This is a genomic window from Rhodococcus koreensis (assembly GCF_017068375.1).
GTDB classification, from domain to species: domain Bacteria; phylum Actinomycetota; class Actinomycetes; order Mycobacteriales; family Mycobacteriaceae; genus Rhodococcus_F; species Rhodococcus_F koreensis.
This window is the reverse complement of record NZ_CP070609.1, coordinates 7,809,326-7,826,663: the sequence shown is the minus strand read 5'-3', so window position 1 is coordinate 7,826,663 and position 17,338 is coordinate 7,809,326. Positions and strand designations below refer to the sequence as shown.

15 protein-coding genes are annotated in these 17,338 nt (G+C 69.1%); 1 reads left to right on the top strand and 14 read right to left on the bottom strand.

Annotation, left to right across the window (positions count from 1 at the left end; translation table 11 throughout):
* Nucleotides 1–44 precede the first annotated feature (44 nt).
* Nucleotides 45–1,079 carry a class A beta-lactamase-related serine hydrolase gene (locus JWS14_RS35445; protein WP_241031550.1) on the top strand — a complete coding sequence of 345 codons (1,035 nt, stop codon included), beginning with the start codon at nucleotides 45–47 and terminating at the stop codon, nucleotides 1,077–1,079.
* A 21-nt stretch (nucleotides 1,080–1,100) separates the two neighbouring features.
* Here JWS14_RS35445 and trmD read toward each other — a convergent pair whose 3' ends face one another.
* The 14 genes from trmD to JWS14_RS35375 form a co-directional block, all read right to left on the bottom strand.
* Nucleotides 1,101–1,793 carry a tRNA (guanosine(37)-N1)-methyltransferase TrmD gene (gene trmD / locus JWS14_RS35440; protein WP_072937808.1) on the bottom strand — a complete coding sequence of 231 codons (693 nt, stop codon included), beginning with the start codon at nucleotides 1,791–1,793 and terminating at the stop codon, nucleotides 1,101–1,103.
* 10 nt (nucleotides 1,794–1,803) lie between these two features.
* Complete coding sequence (rimM, locus tag JWS14_RS35435) at nucleotides 1,804–2,355, bottom strand: ribosome maturation factor RimM (protein ID WP_072937807.1); 552 nt, start codon at nucleotides 2,353–2,355, stop codon at nucleotides 1,804–1,806.
* Nucleotides 2,356–2,368: 13 nt separating this feature from the next.
* Nucleotides 2,369–2,611 (bottom strand): RNA-binding protein, encoded by a 243-nt coding sequence (locus JWS14_RS35430; RefSeq protein ID WP_005240479.1) that lies wholly within the window; start codon nucleotides 2,609–2,611, stop codon nucleotides 2,369–2,371.
* Nucleotides 2,608–3,057 (bottom strand): 30S ribosomal protein S16, encoded by a 450-nt coding sequence (gene rpsP / locus JWS14_RS35425; RefSeq protein ID WP_072937806.1) that lies wholly within the window; start codon nucleotides 3,055–3,057, stop codon nucleotides 2,608–2,610. The genes JWS14_RS35430 and rpsP overlap by 4 nt, the downstream gene beginning before the upstream one ends.
* A gap of 179 nt (nucleotides 3,058–3,236) precedes the next feature.
* Nucleotides 3,237–4,322: an amidohydrolase family protein gene (locus JWS14_RS35420; RefSeq protein ID WP_206015270.1), complete on the bottom strand. Its 1,086-nt coding sequence runs from the start codon at nucleotides 4,320–4,322 to the stop codon at nucleotides 3,237–3,239.
* A 3-nt stretch (nucleotides 4,323–4,325) separates the two neighbouring features.
* Nucleotides 4,326–5,912 carry a signal recognition particle protein gene (ffh, locus tag JWS14_RS35415; protein WP_072937804.1) on the bottom strand — a complete coding sequence of 529 codons (1,587 nt, stop codon included), beginning with the start codon at nucleotides 5,910–5,912 and terminating at the stop codon, nucleotides 4,326–4,328.
* Nucleotides 5,913–5,988: 76 nt separating this feature from the next.
* Complete coding sequence (locus tag JWS14_RS35410) at nucleotides 5,989–8,541, bottom strand: [protein-PII] uridylyltransferase (RefSeq protein ID WP_095860775.1); 2,553 nt, start codon at nucleotides 8,539–8,541, stop codon at nucleotides 5,989–5,991.
* Complete coding sequence (locus JWS14_RS35405) at nucleotides 8,531–8,869, bottom strand: P-II family nitrogen regulator (RefSeq protein WP_005240467.1); 339 nt, start codon at nucleotides 8,867–8,869, stop codon at nucleotides 8,531–8,533. The genes JWS14_RS35410 and JWS14_RS35405 overlap by 11 nt, the downstream gene beginning before the upstream one ends.
* Nucleotides 8,870–8,873: 4 nt before the next feature.
* Nucleotides 8,874–10,193, bottom strand: coding sequence for an ammonium transporter (locus JWS14_RS35400; RefSeq protein ID WP_371851535.1), 1,320 nt, complete (start codon nucleotides 10,191–10,193; stop codon nucleotides 8,874–8,876).
* A 258-nt stretch (nucleotides 10,194–10,451) separates the two neighbouring features.
* The gene (gene ftsY, locus JWS14_RS35395) at nucleotides 10,452–11,858 is read right to left on the bottom strand and encodes a signal recognition particle-docking protein FtsY (RefSeq protein ID WP_174705453.1); all 1,407 of its coding nucleotides are present in this window, start codon (nucleotides 11,856–11,858) and stop codon (nucleotides 10,452–10,454) included.
* Nucleotides 11,859–11,924: 66 nt separating this feature from the next.
* Complete coding sequence (smc, locus tag JWS14_RS35390; RefSeq protein ID WP_206015269.1) at nucleotides 11,925–15,530, bottom strand: chromosome segregation protein SMC; 3,606 nt, start codon at nucleotides 15,528–15,530, stop codon at nucleotides 11,925–11,927.
* Between the two features lie 22 nt (nucleotides 15,531–15,552).
* Nucleotides 15,553–15,822 (bottom strand): acylphosphatase, encoded by a 270-nt coding sequence (locus JWS14_RS35385; RefSeq protein WP_255314957.1) that lies wholly within the window; start codon nucleotides 15,820–15,822, stop codon nucleotides 15,553–15,555.
* A 5-nt stretch (nucleotides 15,823–15,827) separates the two neighbouring features.
* Entirely contained in the window at nucleotides 15,828–16,757 is a 930-nt protein-coding gene (locus JWS14_RS35380) for an NHL repeat-containing protein (protein WP_083395557.1), read from the bottom strand.
* Nucleotides 16,757–17,197 (bottom strand): OsmC family protein, encoded by a 441-nt coding sequence (locus JWS14_RS35375; RefSeq protein WP_072937781.1) that lies wholly within the window; start codon nucleotides 17,195–17,197, stop codon nucleotides 16,757–16,759. Before JWS14_RS35375 ends, JWS14_RS35380 begins: the two co-directional genes overlap by 1 nt.
* Nucleotides 17,198–17,338 lie beyond the last annotated feature (141 nt).

The window sequence follows — 17,338 nt, the reverse complement described above, 5'->3', positions numbered from 1 at the left end:
TATCGTCGGCGGTGAGGCCGTCACGGAAATCTCGGGAGAATTTCATGTCCAGGCTGATCCGCTGCCTGACGGTCATGGTCCTCCTGCTGGGTGCGACGCAGGCCTGCACCATCCCGACCGAGACGAACTCCGTGGTCGACATCCCGGTGACCTCACCGGCGGTCGCCACCCCCGACGTTCTCCCCGCCGAGGAACCCGCCGGTGACGGCGTGACCGTGAGCCCCGAGCCGTTCCCCTCCGCGCGGGTTCCCGTCTCCGCACCCCTCGCCGAACGCATCTCGGCGGCAGTCGCGACGGCGGCCGCCGAGCGCGGCGCCGACGTGTCGATTGCCGTCCTGGACCGTGCCACCGGCAGCTATCTGGAGGACGCCGCCACCGAACCGGTCGAAACGGCGTCGCTGGCCAAGCTCTTCGTCGCCGCCCAGATGTATCACCTCGACGCGCTCGGTGAGCGGCCGTTGTCCGACTTCGACCGTCTCCTCCTGAAGCGGATGCTCGAATCCTCCGACGACGACGCGGCCAACACCCTCTGGGACGATCTCGGCGGCTCGGACCTGGTCGTCGACATCGCGCGGCGATACGGACTCGCCGCCACCGCACCGCCCGGGGACGGGTTGTGGTGGAACACCGAGACGACGGCCGCTGACCTCGTGACGTTCTACACCGGGCTCCTCGACGACCGTGACGGCCTCGGCCCCGGGCGCATCGCCGAGTTCGTGGGCTACCTGCGCGCGTCGACACCCGAGGGCATCGACGGCTACGACCAGCGGTTCGGCATCCCCGACGGGTTGCCGGGCGAGAACGTCGTCGGGGTGAAGCAGGGCTGGATGTGCTGTGTGGGTGACCGGTGGATCCACGCGTCGACCGGGGTGATCGGGGAGGACAACCGCTACATCGTGGCGGTCGCGTCGCGGGAGGACATCCGGTACGAGGACGACGAGGAGTCGTATCCGGACACCGCGATCACCGATGTCACCGAGGATTCGAGTGCGCAGCACGCACGGGACACGATGACCGGGATCGTGAAGTCCCTGTTCCCCACCGGGGTCGTCGACGACTGGACGCAGCCCCAGGGTTAGCCCCCGGTCCCGGAAAACGTTTCAGGGCAACAGGTCCGGACGACGCTCGGCGGTGCGGTGCAGCGACTGCTCGCGTCGCCACGCCGCCACCTTCGCATGATCGCCCGACAGGAGGACGGGCGGGACGTCGAGTCCGCGCCACGTGGCGGGCCGGGTGTAGCTGGGACCTTCGAGGAGGCCGTCGGAAAACGAATCCTCTTGGTGCGATTGCTGATTGCCGAGGACTCCGGGAATCAGGCGCACGAACGCCTCCGTCATCACCAGCACGGCCGCCTCCCCGCCGATGAGGACGTAGTCGCCGATGCTCACTTCTTCGACGCGCACCCGGCGGGCGGCGTCGTCGAACACCCGCTGATCGATGCCTTCGTAACGCCCGCAGGCGAAGACGATGTGCTTCTCCCCCGCCCAGCGCTCGGCGGTGGCCTGCGTGAAGGGGACACCGGCGGGTGTGGGGACGACGAGCAGCGTGTCGGTGTTCTCGCCGCCGGCGGTGAGGACATCGTCCAGCGCGGGCCCCCACACGGTGGGTTTCATGACCATCCCCGGCCCGCCGCCGTACGGCGAATCGTCGACCGCCTTGTGGACGTCGTGCGTCCAATCCCGCAGATCGTGCACCTCGACCGAGATGAGGCCCTTGTCGATGGCCTTGCCGAGCAACGCCGCGCGAAGCGGTTCGAGGTATTCGGGAAAGATGGTGACCACGTCGAGGCGCATGCCTACCGACTCACTTCCCGTCGGCGGATTCACCGAAGTCGGGATCGAGCAGCCCTTCCGGCGGATCGATCAGGACGACGCCGTCGGCCACGGACACCGACGTGACGATCGCGGCCACGAACGGGACCAGAAGTTCGCCGGACTGTTCACCGGATCGACGGATCGAGAGCAATTCGCCTGCCGCGGAATGCAATACCTCGATGACGGTACCCACCTCGGTGCCGTCCGCGAGGCGCACCGACAGTCCCTCGAGTTCGTGATCGTAGAACTCGTCGGGGTCGTCGGAGGGCACGAGTTCGGCGCTGTCGATGACGAACAACGTGCCCCGCAGGGCATCCGCGGCGGTGCGATCCGGGACGCCCTCGAGGCGCAGCAGAAGCCGCCCGGAATGCTCCCGGGCGGCTTCCACCGTGTACGTGTTCACAGTCTGCTCGCGCGGCTTGTGTCCCCGCAGCACGGCACCCACGGCGAATCGATCCTCGGGTTCGTCGGTGCGAACCTCGACCACGATCTCACCCTTGATGCCGTGCGACTTGGCGACACGGCCGATCACGAGCTCCACTGTTGTAAGGCCTCTACTGGTCGGTGTCGACGACGTCGACACGGATCCCGCGGCCACCGATACCGGAGACCAGCGTGCGCAGAGCCGTCGCGGTGCGACCACCGCGGCCGATGACCTTGCCGAGATCGTCAGGGTTGACGTGCACCTCGACAGTGCGCCCCCGACGCCCGGTGATCAGCTCGACACGAACGTCGTCGGGGTTGGCGACGATGCCACGAACGAGGTGCTCCACGGCATCGGCGACGACGGCACTCACTTGTCAGCAGCCTCGGACTCTGCAGCTGCCTCGGCGGGAGCGTCGGCGTCCTCGGCCTTCGCCTTCTTCTTCTTGGGCGTGATGGCCTCGCCGACGGGCTCGTTCTCGGCCTGCGCGAGCGCAGCCTGGAACAGCTCCAGCTTGGACGGCTTGGCTTCCTTGACGCGGAGGGTGCCCTCGGCGCCCGGCAGGCCCTTGAACTTCTGCCAGTCACCGGTGATCTTGAGGATGGCCTCGACGGGCTCGGTGGGCTGGGCGCCGACGCCGAGCCAGTACTGCGCGCGCTCGGAATCGACCTCGATCAGCGAGGGCTCTTCCTTGGGGTGGTACTTGCCGATGGTCTCGATTGCACGGCCGTTGCGGCGGGTGCGGGAGTCGGCGACGACGATGCGGTACTGCGGGTTCCGGATCTTGCCGAGGCGGGTGAGCTTGATCTTGACAGCCACTGCTGTACTTCTCCTTCAGTGCGCACACGAATGTGCCCACGTGTCACGTGCAATTCGGCGACGCGCAGGAATAGCGCGCCCGGTTTTGCCTCTAATCTGTGACCGCCGCGCGGTGCGTAACCGGATGCGACGAACAGCGGTTCATTCTGCCAGACGAACCCCGTCCGGGGGAAACCAGGTCACCGGGTCTTGACGACGACGCCCCGCAACACCACTACGTCGGGCGCGGCGAGGGTGTCGCTGCTCGCGCGCGGGTCGTTCCGGAAGACCAGCAGATCCGCGGGCGCACCCGCTTCGACACCCGGATGCCCCAACCACGCGCGCGCATCCCAGCACGCGGCGCCGAGCGCTTCGGACGGGGTCAGCCCGACCGCCTTCAGTTCCTCGACTTCGTCGGCGATGCGTCCGTGGACGATGGATCCGCCCGCGTCGGTGCCTGCGTAGATCGGGATCCCCGCGTCGTGCGCGGCGCCGACCGTGTCCTTCACCCGTGAGTGCAGGTCGCGCATGTGCGCGGCGTAGACCGGGAACCGCGAGGCGGACTCGGCGATCTCCGGGAACGTCGCGATGTTGATCAGCGTCGGGACGAGCGCGGTCCCGTGCGAAACCATCAGCTCGATCGTCTCGTCGGTCAGCCCGGTGCCGTGCTCGATGCAGTCGATCCCGGCGTTGATCAGACCCGGGAGCGCATCCTCCGCGAAGACGTGCGCGGTGACGCGAGCCCCTTCGCGGTGCGCCGCCGCAATCGCCTCGACCAGGATGTCGTCGCTCCACAACGGCGCCAGGTCGCCCGCGGCGCGGTCGATCCAGTCGCCGACGAGCTTGACCCACCCGTCGCCGGCCCGGGCCTGGCGCACCACCTCGTCCGGCAGCTGCGACTCGTCCTCGAGATCGACCGGCAGTCCGCGGATGTATCGCTTGGGGGCGGCGATGTGCTGCCCGGCGCGGACGATCCTCGGCAGGTCGGGGCGGTCGTCGACGAAGCGGGTGTCGACCGGCGAACCGGCGTCGCGAATCAGCAGGACACCGCAGTCGCGCTCGGTCTCCGCCTGCGTGATCAACCCCTCGACGCTCTCACCACCACCGCCGCCGAACCGGATGCCGACGTGGCAGTGGGCGTCGACGAGACCGGGAACGATCCACCCAGACTCGCAGACAGTCTCGGCGCCGGGAATCGGCTCCGTCGAGATCACACCGCCGTCGACCCAGAACTCGACCGGCTGTTCGTCGGGCAGACCGGTGCCCCGGAAATGCAGTGCAGCCATCGGCTACTTCTTCGGCAGCTTCAGCTGGGACAGGTCGATGCCCTCCAGTCCGGGCGGCAACTCGTCGAGGCCCTTCGGCATGTTCGACAGGTCGGGCATCCCCGCGGGGAGACCTCCGGGCGGCATACCCGGGAACCCGCCGGGCAGGCCACCGGGGAATCCTCCGCGCACCTTCGGCGGCGTCGGCCCCTTGCCGCCCTTCTTGCCCTTCTTGCCCTTCTTGCTGCGCTGCGGCTTGCGGGCACCCGGCATGCCCATGCGCCCGGCCATCGCGGCCATCATCTTGCGGGCCTCGAAGAAGCGGTCCACGAGCTGATTGACGTCGGAGACCTTCACGCCGGAACCGTTGGCGATCCGCAGGCGGCGGGACGCGTTGATGATCTTCGGGTCGTCGCGCTCGGCGGGAGTCATACCGCGGATGATCGCCTGCACCCGGTCGAGTTGCTTCTCGTCGACGTTCGCCAGAGCGTCCTTCATCTGCCCCGCACCCGGGAGCATGCCCAGGAGGTTGCCGATGGGACCCATCTTGCGGACCGCCATCATCTGCTCGAGGAAGTCTTCGAGGGTCAGCTGGCCGGAGCCGATCTTCTGCGCGGTGGCCTCGGCCTGCTTCTGGTCGAAGACCTGCTCCGCCTGCTCGATGAGGCTGAGCACGTCACCCATGCCGAGGATGCGGCTGGCCATGCGGTCGGGGTGGAAGACGTCGAAGTCTTCGAGCTTCTCACCCGTGGACGCGAACAGGATGGGCTGCCCGGTGACCTCGCGGACGCTGAGCGCGGCGCCACCGCGGGCGTCGCCGTCGAGCTTCGTGAGCACGACACCGGTGAATCCGACACCTTCGCGGAACGCCTCGGCGGTGCTGACCGCGTCCTGACCGATCATTGCGTCGAGAACGAAGATCGTCTCGTCGGGGTTCACGGCGTCGCGGATCCCCGCGGCCTGCGCCATCAGGTCGGCGTCGATACCCAGGCGACCCGCGGTGTCGACGATGACCACGTCGAACTGCTTGGTGCGGGCTTCCTCGACACCGGCCCGGGCCACCTCGACCGGGTCGGCCGCAGTGATGCCCAGCTCGTTGTCGCCGCCGCCGATGGACGTGCCGGGGTGCGGCGCGAACACCGTGGCGCCCGCGCGCTCACCGACGATCTGGAGCTGGGTGACGGCGCCGGGACGCTGCAGGTCGCAGGCGACGAGCAGCGGGGTGTGCCCCTGGTCGCGCAGCCACTTCGCGAGCTTGCCCGCGAGGGTGGTCTTACCGGAACCCTGCAGACCGGCGAGCATGATGACCGTCGGCGGTGTCTTGGCGAACACCAGCCGGCGGGTCTCGCCACCGAGGATCCCGACGAGTTCCTCGTTGACGATCTTGACGACCTGCTGCGCCGGGTTCAGCGCCGCCGAGACCTCGACGCCCTTGGCGCGTTCCTTGATCTTGGCGATGAACGAGCGGACGACGGGCAGCGCGACGTCTGCCTCGAGCAGGGCCAACCGGATCTCACGGCAGGTGGCATCGATGTCGGCTCCGGAAAGGCGACCCTTGCCACGCAGATCCTTGAGGGCTCCGGTCAACCTGTCGGAAAGGGATTCGAACACCGAGTGCGCTCCTGAAGTCATACGAGTGTGCGGTGGATATTCTCGGGCACCAGCCTAGCCGCTCACGTCCGGTCGTTCATTCTCCCCCGCTGCCCTCCCGTTTCTTCGGCTTGGTGAGCGGGACGACGCCGAGGATCGCGCTCTCGACCTGTTCCCGGCTCGCCCGGGTGTCCCCGCCGCCGACATCGAGGCAGAACGAGTCGATCACCGACGAACCCAGAGTGGTCACCCGCGCCCACCGGACGTCCGCGCCGCACGTGTCGAACGCGTCGGCCAGCCTGCACAGCAGCCCCAGCCGGTCCTCGGCCCTGAGCTCGAGGATCACCTCGCCGGGCGACGCCGTGTCGAACCAGATGACCCGCGGCGGCGCCTGCGCGTACTGCACCGGAACCGCGGCCTCGCCCCGTTCCTCGACGGCGGCCACGCGCTGGCTCTCGCGGGCCTCCTCCTCCTTGGCGGTCAGCATCTCCAAGAGGTTCAGCTCCCCCGCCAGTGCGCGGATCAGCTCCTGCCGCAGCAGTCCCGCCTGCGGCGGCGCCCCGAACCGCGGGGACACGACGAACGAGTTGACCGCCGAACCCTCGGCACCGCCCAGCGAGGCGGAATAGACCCGCAGGGAATGCAGCGCGAGCACGCCCGCCGCCTTCGACAGCAGACCGCGCTGGTCGGGCGCGATGACCGTGACCACAAACGTGTGCGGACTGTCGGCGGGGACCAGTGCGACGTGCACGCCCCCCGTCGCCGCCAGAGCGACGTGCTCCGGATCGAGCGGATCGGGTGCGGGAAGCACCTCCCCCGCCATGACCAGACGGCAGCGGCGCACGAGTTCCCCGATGAGCGAGGACTTCCAGTCGCCCCACACCCCGGGACCGGTCGCCAGCGAATCCGCCTCCGCCAGCGCGTGCAGCAGTTCCAGCAGAACGCCGTCACCGCCGAGCGCCTCCACCACCCTCTCGACAGTCTCGGGATCGTCGAGGTCCCGCCGCGTCGCGGTGTGCGGCAGCAGAAGATGGTGGCGCACGATCGCCGTCAGCAGCGCGACGTCGGACGGCCACAAACCGAGCCGCTTGCCGATCTGGGTGGCCAGTTCCGCGCCGACCACACTGTGGTCGCCGCCGCGGCCCTTGCCGATGTCGTGCAGCAGCGCGCCGAGCATCAGCAGATCCGGGCGGGCGACGCGGGTGGTGAACCCACTGGCGTAGGCCGCGGTCTCGACGAGGTGGCGATCCACCGTCCACGTGTGCACCGCGTCCCGCGGCGGCAGGTCCCGGACGGCACCCCACTCGGGAAGCAGCCTGCCCCACAGTCCGGTGCGATCGAGGGCCTCGATCGCGGCGACGGCACGGCTACCGGAACCGAGCATCACCAGCAGGTCGTTCAGGGCCTCCTTCGGCCACGGCTCACGCAGCTCGGGGGCGTTGTCGGCCAGGCGATTCAGAGTGGACGCCGACATCGGCATCCCCGTCGTCGCCGACGCGGACGCGACCCGCAGCACGAGGCCGGGGTCCTTCGCGGGCCGGGCGTCGCGGGCGAGCACCACTTCACCGGCGTGCTCGACGACTCCCTCGTCGAGGGGCCGCCGCACCGGTGGTCGGCGCAACCGCGCCAGTCCGCGCCGCGGCAGTGCATGGCCTGCCGTCCGCACCCCGACGTCGACGGAGTAGCTGATGGTGCGCGCGGCGTCGCTGAGCATGCGCGCGAGGTCGAACCGATCGCCGATCCGGAGTGCGGCGCCGATCTCGTCGGCGTCCTGCGCCCGCAACTGATCGCGCGAGCGTCCTGCCACCCGGTGCAGTTCGGTGCGGACGTCGAGGAGCCGCCGATGCGCGAGCGCCAGTCCCCCGCCGGGCGACTCCGGACCGAGTCCGGGCATGCCGTCGGTGAGCTGCGCGATGGACAGCGCGTTGAGCAACTGCACGTCCCGCAGTCCACCGCGACCGCTCTTGAGGTCGGGCTCGGCGCGGTGGGCGATCTGGCCGCTGCGTTCCCAGCGGGCCTGCGTCTGTTCGATGAGGCCGTCGAAGCGGTTGCGGATGTCGGTGCGCCACTGCCTGCGCACGCCGCTGATGAGCAGATTGGTCAGCTCGACGTCGCCGACGATGTGGCGCGCCTCGAGCATTCCCAGGGCCGCGGTGATGTCCGTGTCCGCCACCTGCAGTGCCTGAGGGATGGTGCGGACGCTGTGGTCGAGCTTGATGTGCGCGTCCCACAACGGATACCAGAGCTGGTCGGCCACCTGCGAGACCACCGCCGGATCCATGTCGTCGTGGAGCAGGAGGAGGTCGAGGTCCGAGTACGGCAGCATCTCCCGCCTGCCGAGCCCTCCGACCGCGACGAGCGCGAACCCGCTGTCCGGTTTGATGCCGAGTTCGGCACCCTTTGTGGTCAACCAGAACTCGTGCAGGTCGACGAGCGCATGACGCAGCGCAGCCGCGTCGAGCCGACGTCCGTGACCTGCCGGATTCCTTGTGCCGGGGCCGGTCTCGGGGCCGCCGGTGAGCAGTTGCCTGCGTGCGCGGGCCAGGTCCGCCGCTTCGTCCGATCCGCCTGACGCAACCGGCCCTGGTTCCGTCGCCTTGGCGACGGGACCAGGGCCGGTCTTACCGGACCCGTTGGGGTCAGAGCGCATCCGCGCCGCGTTCCCCGGTGCGTACCCGGATGACCGACTCGACCGGTGAGACCCACACCTTGCCGTCACCGATCTTGCCGGTGCGTGCCGCCTCGACGATCACCTCGACGACCTTGTCCACAGCAGCGTCGTCCACGACGACCTCGACCCGGACCTTCGGTACGAAATCGACCGAGTACTCGGCGCCTCGGTAGACCTCGGTGTGGCCCTTCTGCCGGCCGTACCCCTGAACCTCACTGACAGTCATGCCGAGGACGCCCGCCTGCTCGAGTCCCGTCTTGACGTCCTCCAGAGTGAACGGCTTGACAATTGCTGTGATCAGCTTCATTTCCTCATCCCTCCTTGCCGGATACACGAGCGGCTGCCGAGTTTCCGCCGAGAGCGGCGAAATCGTAGGCGGTTTCTGCGTGTTCCGACTCGTCCACTCCAAGTGATTCACCCTCGTCGCTGAGCCGCAGCCCGATCGTGAACTTCACGATCAATGCGACGACGGCCGTACCGACGAGCGAGTAAAGCAGTACTGCTCCGGCGCCCACTGCCTGACGCCAGAGTTGGTCGAGGCCTCCACCATAGAACAGTCCGACAACACCCGCGGGCGCCTCGGCCGTCGCGACCAGGCCGACCATCAGCGTTCCGACGATGCCACCGACCAGGTGAACACCGACGACATCGAGCGAGTCGTCGAACCCGAAGCGGAACTTGAGTCCGACGGCGAGAGCGCAGAGTGCGCCGGCCACGACGCCGATCGCGAGTGCACCGAGGACGTTCACCGAGGAGCAGGAAGGCGTGATGGCAACCAGGCCGGCCACGATTCCGGAAGCCGCGCCGAGCGTGGTGGCGTGGCCGTCGCGAATCCGCTCGACCAGGAGCCAGGCGAGCATCGCCGCGCACGTTGCGATCACCGTCGTGATGAAGGTTGCGCCCGCGATTCCGTTGGAACCGACGGCTGAACCGGCGTTGAAGCCGAACCAGCCGAACCACAGCAGGCCTGCGCCGAGCATCACGAAGGGCAGGTTGTGCGGACGGAACGGGGTTCCCGGCCATCCCTTGCGCTTGCCGAGGATGATCGCGAGAACGAGGCCTGCGGCGCCGGCGTTGATGTGGACAGCGGTACCACCCGCGAAGTCGACCGCGGCGAGTTTGTTGGCGATCCACCCGCCGTTCTCGGCGGTGACGCCGTCGAAGGCGAAGACCCAGTGCGCCACGGGGAAGTACACGACCGTCGCCCAGAGCCCGGCGAACAGCAGCCAGGAACCGAACCGCAGGCGATCTGCGACGGCACCCGAGATGAGGGCGACTGTGATGATCGCGAACATGGCCTGGAACGCGACGAACACCGTCGCGGGGATGGTGCCGACGAGCGGGATCGCGGAATCGGCGATGACCGAACCGGCGTCGTCGGTCTCGGCGAGGTAGGACCCGCCGATCAATCCTTTGAGGCCGAAGTACTGGAACGGATCACCGACAAGGTTCCCCTTGTCCTCTCCGAACGCCATGGAGTAGCCGTAGAGAACCCACAGGATGCCGACGACACCCATCGCGCTGATGCTCATCATGAGCATGTTCAGCACGCTCTTGGCCCGCACCATGCCGCCGTAGAAGAACGCAAGACCCGGAGTCATGAGCAACACGAGCGCGGCGCTGGTCAGCATCCACGCTGTGTCCCCGGTGTCCGGTGCACCGATAGTGGGGAAATCCACCTTGAGCCTCCTCCTTCTCTGCCCAGCCGGTTGCGGCTGACGACCTGAGAAGAAGGGTGCTCAGTTGGTGTTTCGGCTGTGCCACTGCACTGTTTCGCGCGCGTGAACGCATTGGCCTATTTTGTTGCGTACACGTTTCGCCAGGCGATTTGCAGTCGGTTTCAGGTCCCCGGAGCCGTCCGGGACCCCGAGAAGACCGCGGGATCCCCGCTAACCGAGCAACGCGTCGACGAAGGCTCCCGGCTCGAACGGCGCCAGATCGTCGGCACCCTCACCGAGTCCGACGAGCTTCACCGGGACCCCGAGTTCGTGCTGAACCTGGAACACGATGCCGCCCTTGGCGGTGCCGTCGAGCTTGGTGAGCACGACACCGGTGATGTCGACGACCTCGGCGAACACCCGCGCCTGCGCCAGGCCGTTCTGGCCGATGGTCGCGTCGAGGACCAGGAGGACGTCGTCGACCGACGCCTTCTTCTCGATGACCCGCTTGACCTTGCCGAGCTCGTCCATCAGGCCCGTCTTGGTGTGCAGCCTGCCCGCGGTGTCGATCAACACGACATCGACGCCGTTGTCGATCCCCTTGGCCACCGCGTCGAACGCGACGGCCGCCGGATCCGCGGCTTCCTTCCCGCGCACCACTTCGGCGCCGACCCGTTCGGCCCACGTCTGCAACTGGTCCGCGGCGGCCGCACGGAACGTGTCGGCGGCGCCCAGCAGGACGCGCCTGCCGTCGGCCACGAGAACACGTGCGAGCTTGCCCGTGGTGGTGGTCTTGCCGGTGCCGTTCACGCCGACGACGAGCAGGACCGCCGGGTGGTCGTCGTGTGGAAGGGCGCGGATGGAGCGGTCGAGTTCCGGACGGAGTTCGGAGACCAGGACCTCGCGAAGCAGTGCGCGAGCGTCGGCCTCGGTGCGAACGCTGCGCGACGCCATCTGCTCACGCAGCGAAGTGACGATCTTCGTGGTGGTCGCCGAGCCGAGGTCGGCGATGAGGAGCGTGTCCTCCACCTCTTCCCAGGAGTCCTCGTCGAGGTCACCGCCGCCGAGCAGTCCCAGGAGGCTCTTGCCCACCGCGGACTGCGAACGGGACAGACGCCCACGCAGACGGTCGAGGCGGCCTTCGGTGGGAGCGATGACGTCGAGCGCGGGTGCCGCGGGAGCCGGTTCGGGCTCGGGCGTGGGCGCGACCTCGGGTTCCGGTTCGACCTCCGGGGAGACCACCGGTTCGTACGTGACCGGCTCCGGCGGGGCAGTCGGCTTCTGGGGTTCCTTTTCGGGTGCCTTCTCCGGTGCGGGGGCCTTCTCCGGCTCCGGAGGCGCCACGACCTCCGGTTCGGGGGTGATCGTGGGTTCCGGCACCGGTTCGGGCAGCACCGGCTCCGGCACCACCTCGCGGGGCGGCGCCGTCGCCGTCGACCCTTGGCTGAAGTTGAAGCCGCCGTCGGCGCGGTAACTGCCCGAACGGTCCTTCTCCGCCGTGGTGACCTGTGGGGTGTCCGGCGCCTTGAGGGAGATCCGGCGACGCCGATACAGCAGGGACCCGACGACGAGAACGACGAGAAGTACGGCCAGTGCGGCCGCGATGGCAATCCAAGCTCCGGTAGTCACGCCGCCCATTGTTTCAGGCTCCGGATTCCGTCGCGCACTGCCTCGCCGGGCGCAGGGTCCCCGTCGGTGCCGGAATCAGGCGTCTGCAGCCACCATGTCCTGGCCACGGAGCCGCTGGGAGATGACGGTGGTGATGCCGTCGCCGCGCATACTGACGCCGTACAGCGCGTCGGCCACCTCCATCGTCGGCTTCTGGTGGGTGATGACGATCAGCTGGGACTTCTCCCGCAGCTGCTCGAACAATCCGATGAGGCGACGCAGGTTGGTGTCGTCCAGCGCGGCTTCCACCTCGTCCATCACATAGAAGGGAGACGGCCTGGCGCGGAAGATCGCCACGAGCATCGCCACGGCCGTGAGCGATTTCTCACCGCCGGAGAGCAACGACAGCCGCTTGACCTTCTTGCCGGGCGGCCGGGCCTCCACCTCGATGCCGGTCGTCAGCATGTCGGACGGGTCGGTGAGCACCAGCCTGCCCTCGCCGCCGGGGAACAGTTTCGCGAAGACCTGGACGAATTCGCGTTCGACGTCCGCATAGGCCTCGGTGAACACCTGCAGAATGCGGGCATCGACGTCGGCGACGACACCGAGGAGGTCCTTGCGGGCGGTCTTCACGTCCTCGAGCTGTGTCGAGAGGAAGTTGTAGCGCTCCTCGAGCGCGGCGAACTCCTCGAGCGCCAGCGGGTTGACCTTCCCGAGCGTCGCCAGGTCCTTCTCGGCACGTTTGGCGCGACGTTCCTGCGTGGTTCGGTCGTACGGAACCGGTGCGGGCATCGTGACCTGTTCGCCGCGCTCCTTCGCCTGCTCGTACTCCTCCATCTCGAGTGCGGACGGCGGCAGCGCGACATCGGGACCGTATTCGGCGATCAGATCGTCCAGGCCGATCCCGTGCTGGTCGAGGATCGCCTCCTCGAGTTGTTCGATGCGCAGTGCGGCCTGGGCGCGGGCCACCTCGTCGCGGTGCACGGCGTCGGTGAGCGACGCCAGCTGTCCGGCCAGCTGACGCACCCTCTCCTTCACCTGTTCGAGTTGGGTCGTCCGCTCGGTGCGGGCCCGGGCGAGTTCGTCCCGGTGTGCCATCGCCGAGTCGACGACCTCTCCGAGGTGCTCGGCGACCCGCTGTCCGGACTCGGCGACCGCCGCTGCGACGGCGGCGGCGTTCTGCCGGGCCTTCATCGCGCGTTCCGCGCGGGCACGCGCGTCGCGTTCCACCTGGGCGGCGCGGCGCAGCGAATCGGCCTTGCCGCGCACGGACTCGGCCCGTTCCTCGGCCGTGCGCACGGACAGCCGCGCCTCGACCTCCACGGCCCGCACTTCCGCCAGGGCCGCGGCCGCCATCTCGCGATCGATGCTCGTCGAATCGGAACCACCCGTGTCGGCGCCGGCGGGCGAGGCGTCCTGTTCCGCCATCCGCAACCGTTCCTCGAGTTCGGCCAGCGCGGTGAGCGTGTCCTCGCGACCGCTCTCGGCCTTGTCCCGCTGCGCCATGAGTCGATCGGATTCGGCGTGCGCGGCGCGGGCGGCCTGGCCGAGGCGGCCGAGGCGTTCGTAGATGGCCGACATCGCGGCGTCGGACTCGTTCAGCGCGGCCAGTGCCTGCTCGGCGTTCTCCTGGCGGTCGGCCTGTTCCGCGACGGCACCGGACAGTGCCGCGGACAATTCCTCGGCGCGACGTTCGGCGCGGGCGAGGTCCTGCACCGAGTTGTCGATGGCGGCCTGGACCTCGAGGGTGCTCGGCTGGCGGTCCGAGCCGCCGCTCATCCAGCCCGCCCCGAGGAGATCACCGTCGCGGGTGACGGCACGCACGTCGGGTCTGCGCCGGACGTGTGCGACGGCGTCGTCGAGGGAATCGACCACGACCACTCCGCCCAGAAGAGCCGCGAGCCCGGTCCGCAGTTCGGCGGGGCAGTCGATGACGTCGACGGCCCACCGGGCGCCGGAATCCAGGTGCCCGCCGTCCGGCACGGCCTGATCGGTACCGATGACCAGGGACGCCCGACCGCTGTCCGTCTCCTTCAGCGCACCGACCGCGCGGCGGGCGGCATCGAGGGATTCGGCGACGACGGCGTCCGCGGCGGGGCCCATCGCTGCCGCGACGGCACCCTCGTACCCCTTCTCGACGGTGATGAGGCCACCGATCGGTCCCCGGATGCCGTGCGCGCCCCGGTTCTCGACGAGCCAGCCGGCGCCGTCCTTGCGTTCGAGGCCCATCGACAGCGCGTCGATCCGGGCGCGCAGCGACGCCACTTCCTGCCCGGCGGCGCGTTCTTCGGCCTGGAGTTCGGTGACGCGTTCGGTGATCAGACGCAGCGCCTCGACGGCACGCTCGTGGTGGGAGTCGAGCCCGAGTTCACCGGCGTCGAGGTCGCCGATCTCGTCCTGGACGACCTCGAACTCGGACTGCGCGGCGTCGCCGCGCTGCCGGGCCTCGTCGATCGCGACGGTCAGCCGGGACACTTCGGCGTCGACGGAGTCGGCGCGGGTGCGCAGCGTGTCGACCTGCCCGGACAGCCGGGCCAGGCCTTCCCGGCGGTCGGCGATCGCCCGCACCGCCGCCATGTGGGCCCGTTCCGCGTCGGCAGCGGTCTCCTCCCCCAGCGCCAGTTGCTCCTTGGCCGCGTCCAGCGCCTCGCGGGCCATTTCGACGGCTTCGACGAGTTCCATTTCCTCCGCGGCGATCCGGTCGGCGCGGGTCTCCATCTCGTCCGGATCCTGACCGCGGTTCGCGGACGGCTCGGAGTCGAGGTGGCGCGCCCGCTCGCGGGCGATGCGGATGGTCGCGTTGACGCGCTCCGCGAGCGCCGACAGCTGGAACCACGTCTGCGCGGCCGCTTCGGCACCCGGTGTGAGCCTCGACAGTTCCTGCTCGTGCCGTCCCAACTCGAGATTGGCCTCGTCGAGCGCCTCGGTGACCTGGTCGTGCTGTTCGCGGGCGACCTTCTCGTCCTGCGCCTGGTCGGCCAGCTCCTCACGCCGCGTCACCAGGTCGTCGGCCGCGAGCCGCAGCTTCGCATCGCGCAGGTCGGCCTGCACGGTCTGCGCGCGGCGCGCCACCTCGGCCTGCCGCCCGAGTGGTTTGAGCTGGCGCCGCAGTTCCGCCGTGAGGTCGTTCAGGCGCGCCAGGTTGGCCTGCATCGCGTCGAGTTTGCGGACCGCTTTTTCCTTGCGTTTGCGGTGCTTGAGCACCCCGGCGGCCTCCTCGATGAACGCGCGCCGGTCTTCCGGGCGCGATTCGAGGATGGCGGCGAGGCGCCCCTGCCCGACGATCACGTGCATCTCCCGGCCGATACCGGAGTCGCTGAGCAGTTCCTGCACGTCCATCAGCCGGCACGAGCTGCCGTTGATCTCGTATTCGCCGGCGCCGTCACGGAACATGCGCCGGGTGATCGATACCTCGGAGTAGTCGATCGGCAGGGCGCCGTCGGAGTTGTCGATGGTCAGCGTCACCTCGGCGCGCCCGAGGGGCGCCCGCCCGGCGGTGCCGGCGAAGATGACGTCTTCCATCTTGCCACCGCGCAGCGCCTTCGCCCCCTGCTCACCCATGACCCAGGTGAGGGCGTCGACGACGTTGGACTTACCCGACCCGTTCGGCCCTACGACACAGGTGATTCCCGGCTCGAATCGCAGAGTCGTTGCGGACGCAAAGGATTTGAATCCCTTCAGCGTCAGACTCTTCAGATGCATGACGGAGAACTTTACCTTCGGTTCACCGTTCGACGAACCCGGTGAGGTCGCCGCGGGGGGAATCCCATTGCTCCACGACGAGATCCACCGCGCCCGGCGTGTCTCCCGACCGCAACAGCGTCAGCAGGGTGTCCAGCTTGTCCCGGGGTCCCTCGGCGATGACGAGTACCCGGCCGTCCTTCTGGTTGGCCGCGTATCCGACGAGGCCGAGCTCGAGTGCGCGGGCGCGGGTCCACCACCGGAATCCGACGCCCTGCACGTACCCGTGCACCCATGCGGTCATTCTCTCCATGTCCGTCACGACCGTTCGAGCTTGTAGATCTTCCCCGTGAAGCTGGTGGCGTAGAGCGCGTCCGGGTCCCAGCCCGGTCCGGCGCCGAAGCGCACCGAGGACACGAGGGGCAGTCCGGACGCCAGCGCGCAGCTCTCCCCCGTCGCCGGATCGACGCGGACCACCTTGCCGCCGCCGTTGTACGCGACGTACACGATCCCGTCCGGTCCGACGGTGAGGTCGTCGGCCGCGTTGAGTGGCCCGGAGCCGGGCAACTCGACGGACACGACGGGACCGCGCAGGTCGTCCTCGCGGAGGATGCGCAGCGTGGTCGTGGTGTCGAACGTCGTGACCGTGTACACGTTGCCGTCGTGCACGGCGAGTCCGTCGACCGTTCCCAGATCGGTGCGCACGACCTCCGGTGTGTGGGGATCCTCGGCCGGGACGCGGGTCAGTCCGGCGCCGGAGCCGAGATTCCGCGCGGTGAGGATGTCGCCGTTGCTCAGCCGGACGAGCCCGTTCGGCATGACGAGCCCCTCGGCCACGGTGCTGGTGTCACCGGTGTCGATGTTCACGACGTCGACGGTGCCGGTCGTCGAACCCGTGACCCCGGAGGCGAAGGAATTCCCCGTGGCGAAGTACGCGTCGGCGCCGTCCACGGCGATCCCGCCCGGCGACTCGACCTCGGGCACGATCGGGGTGACGGTGCCGTCGGGGCTGACGCCGTCCAGGGCTCCGCCGCCCACCAGGCCCGTCCGCGACACCAGCATGGTGCCCGCGCCGTCGAAGGCCAGGTTCTCGAGCACGCCCGCGCCGGACGTCACCTCCGACACCGACCACGGGGTGCAGGCGCCGCCGGGGGGCGAGAACGCGGGCCCGGCCGCAGCAGGCGCGACCACGAGCAGACCGGCGCAGAGGGCAGACCCGCCCGCGAGTGCGGCGAGCTCACGCCGCATCATTGTTCCTTCTCGACGGTCAACGTCACTTTCGTCCCGGCCTTCAGTGTCCGCCCGACCGTGCACACCTTGTCGACCGACCGTTCCACGAGCGTGACCAGACGCTCCTGCGCGTCGGCGTCGAGTTCGCTGAGATCGAGCTCGAGCACCTCGTCGAGCTGCGGGTACACCTCGTTCTCCCGGTCGGCGGCGCCGGACACCCGGATGGTGGCCTCGTAGTTGTCGCCCAGGCGCCGCGACAGCGGGAAGTCCGAGCTCATTCCGCTGCACGCGGCGAGCGCGATCTTCAGGAGTTCCCCGGGAGTGAACACGCCCTCCACGCCCTCGGAGCCGATCAGGACCTCGGCGCCGCGGGAGCTGCGGCCGGTGTACAGCCGGGTGCCCGTTCGCTCGACCCACAGTGAGGTGGGCGCCGTCGTGTCGGAAGTCTGTTCTGCCATGCGCTCAATCCTGCCACCGACGGGCACAACGCCAGGTAGGCGGGTGGGCGGCAGCGGTTTCCACTGATTTGTGAACGCCGATTCTCGGCAGTGGGAACCGGTGGGCCGTAGGGTGAACCGACCAATGACGCCGAGACGTAG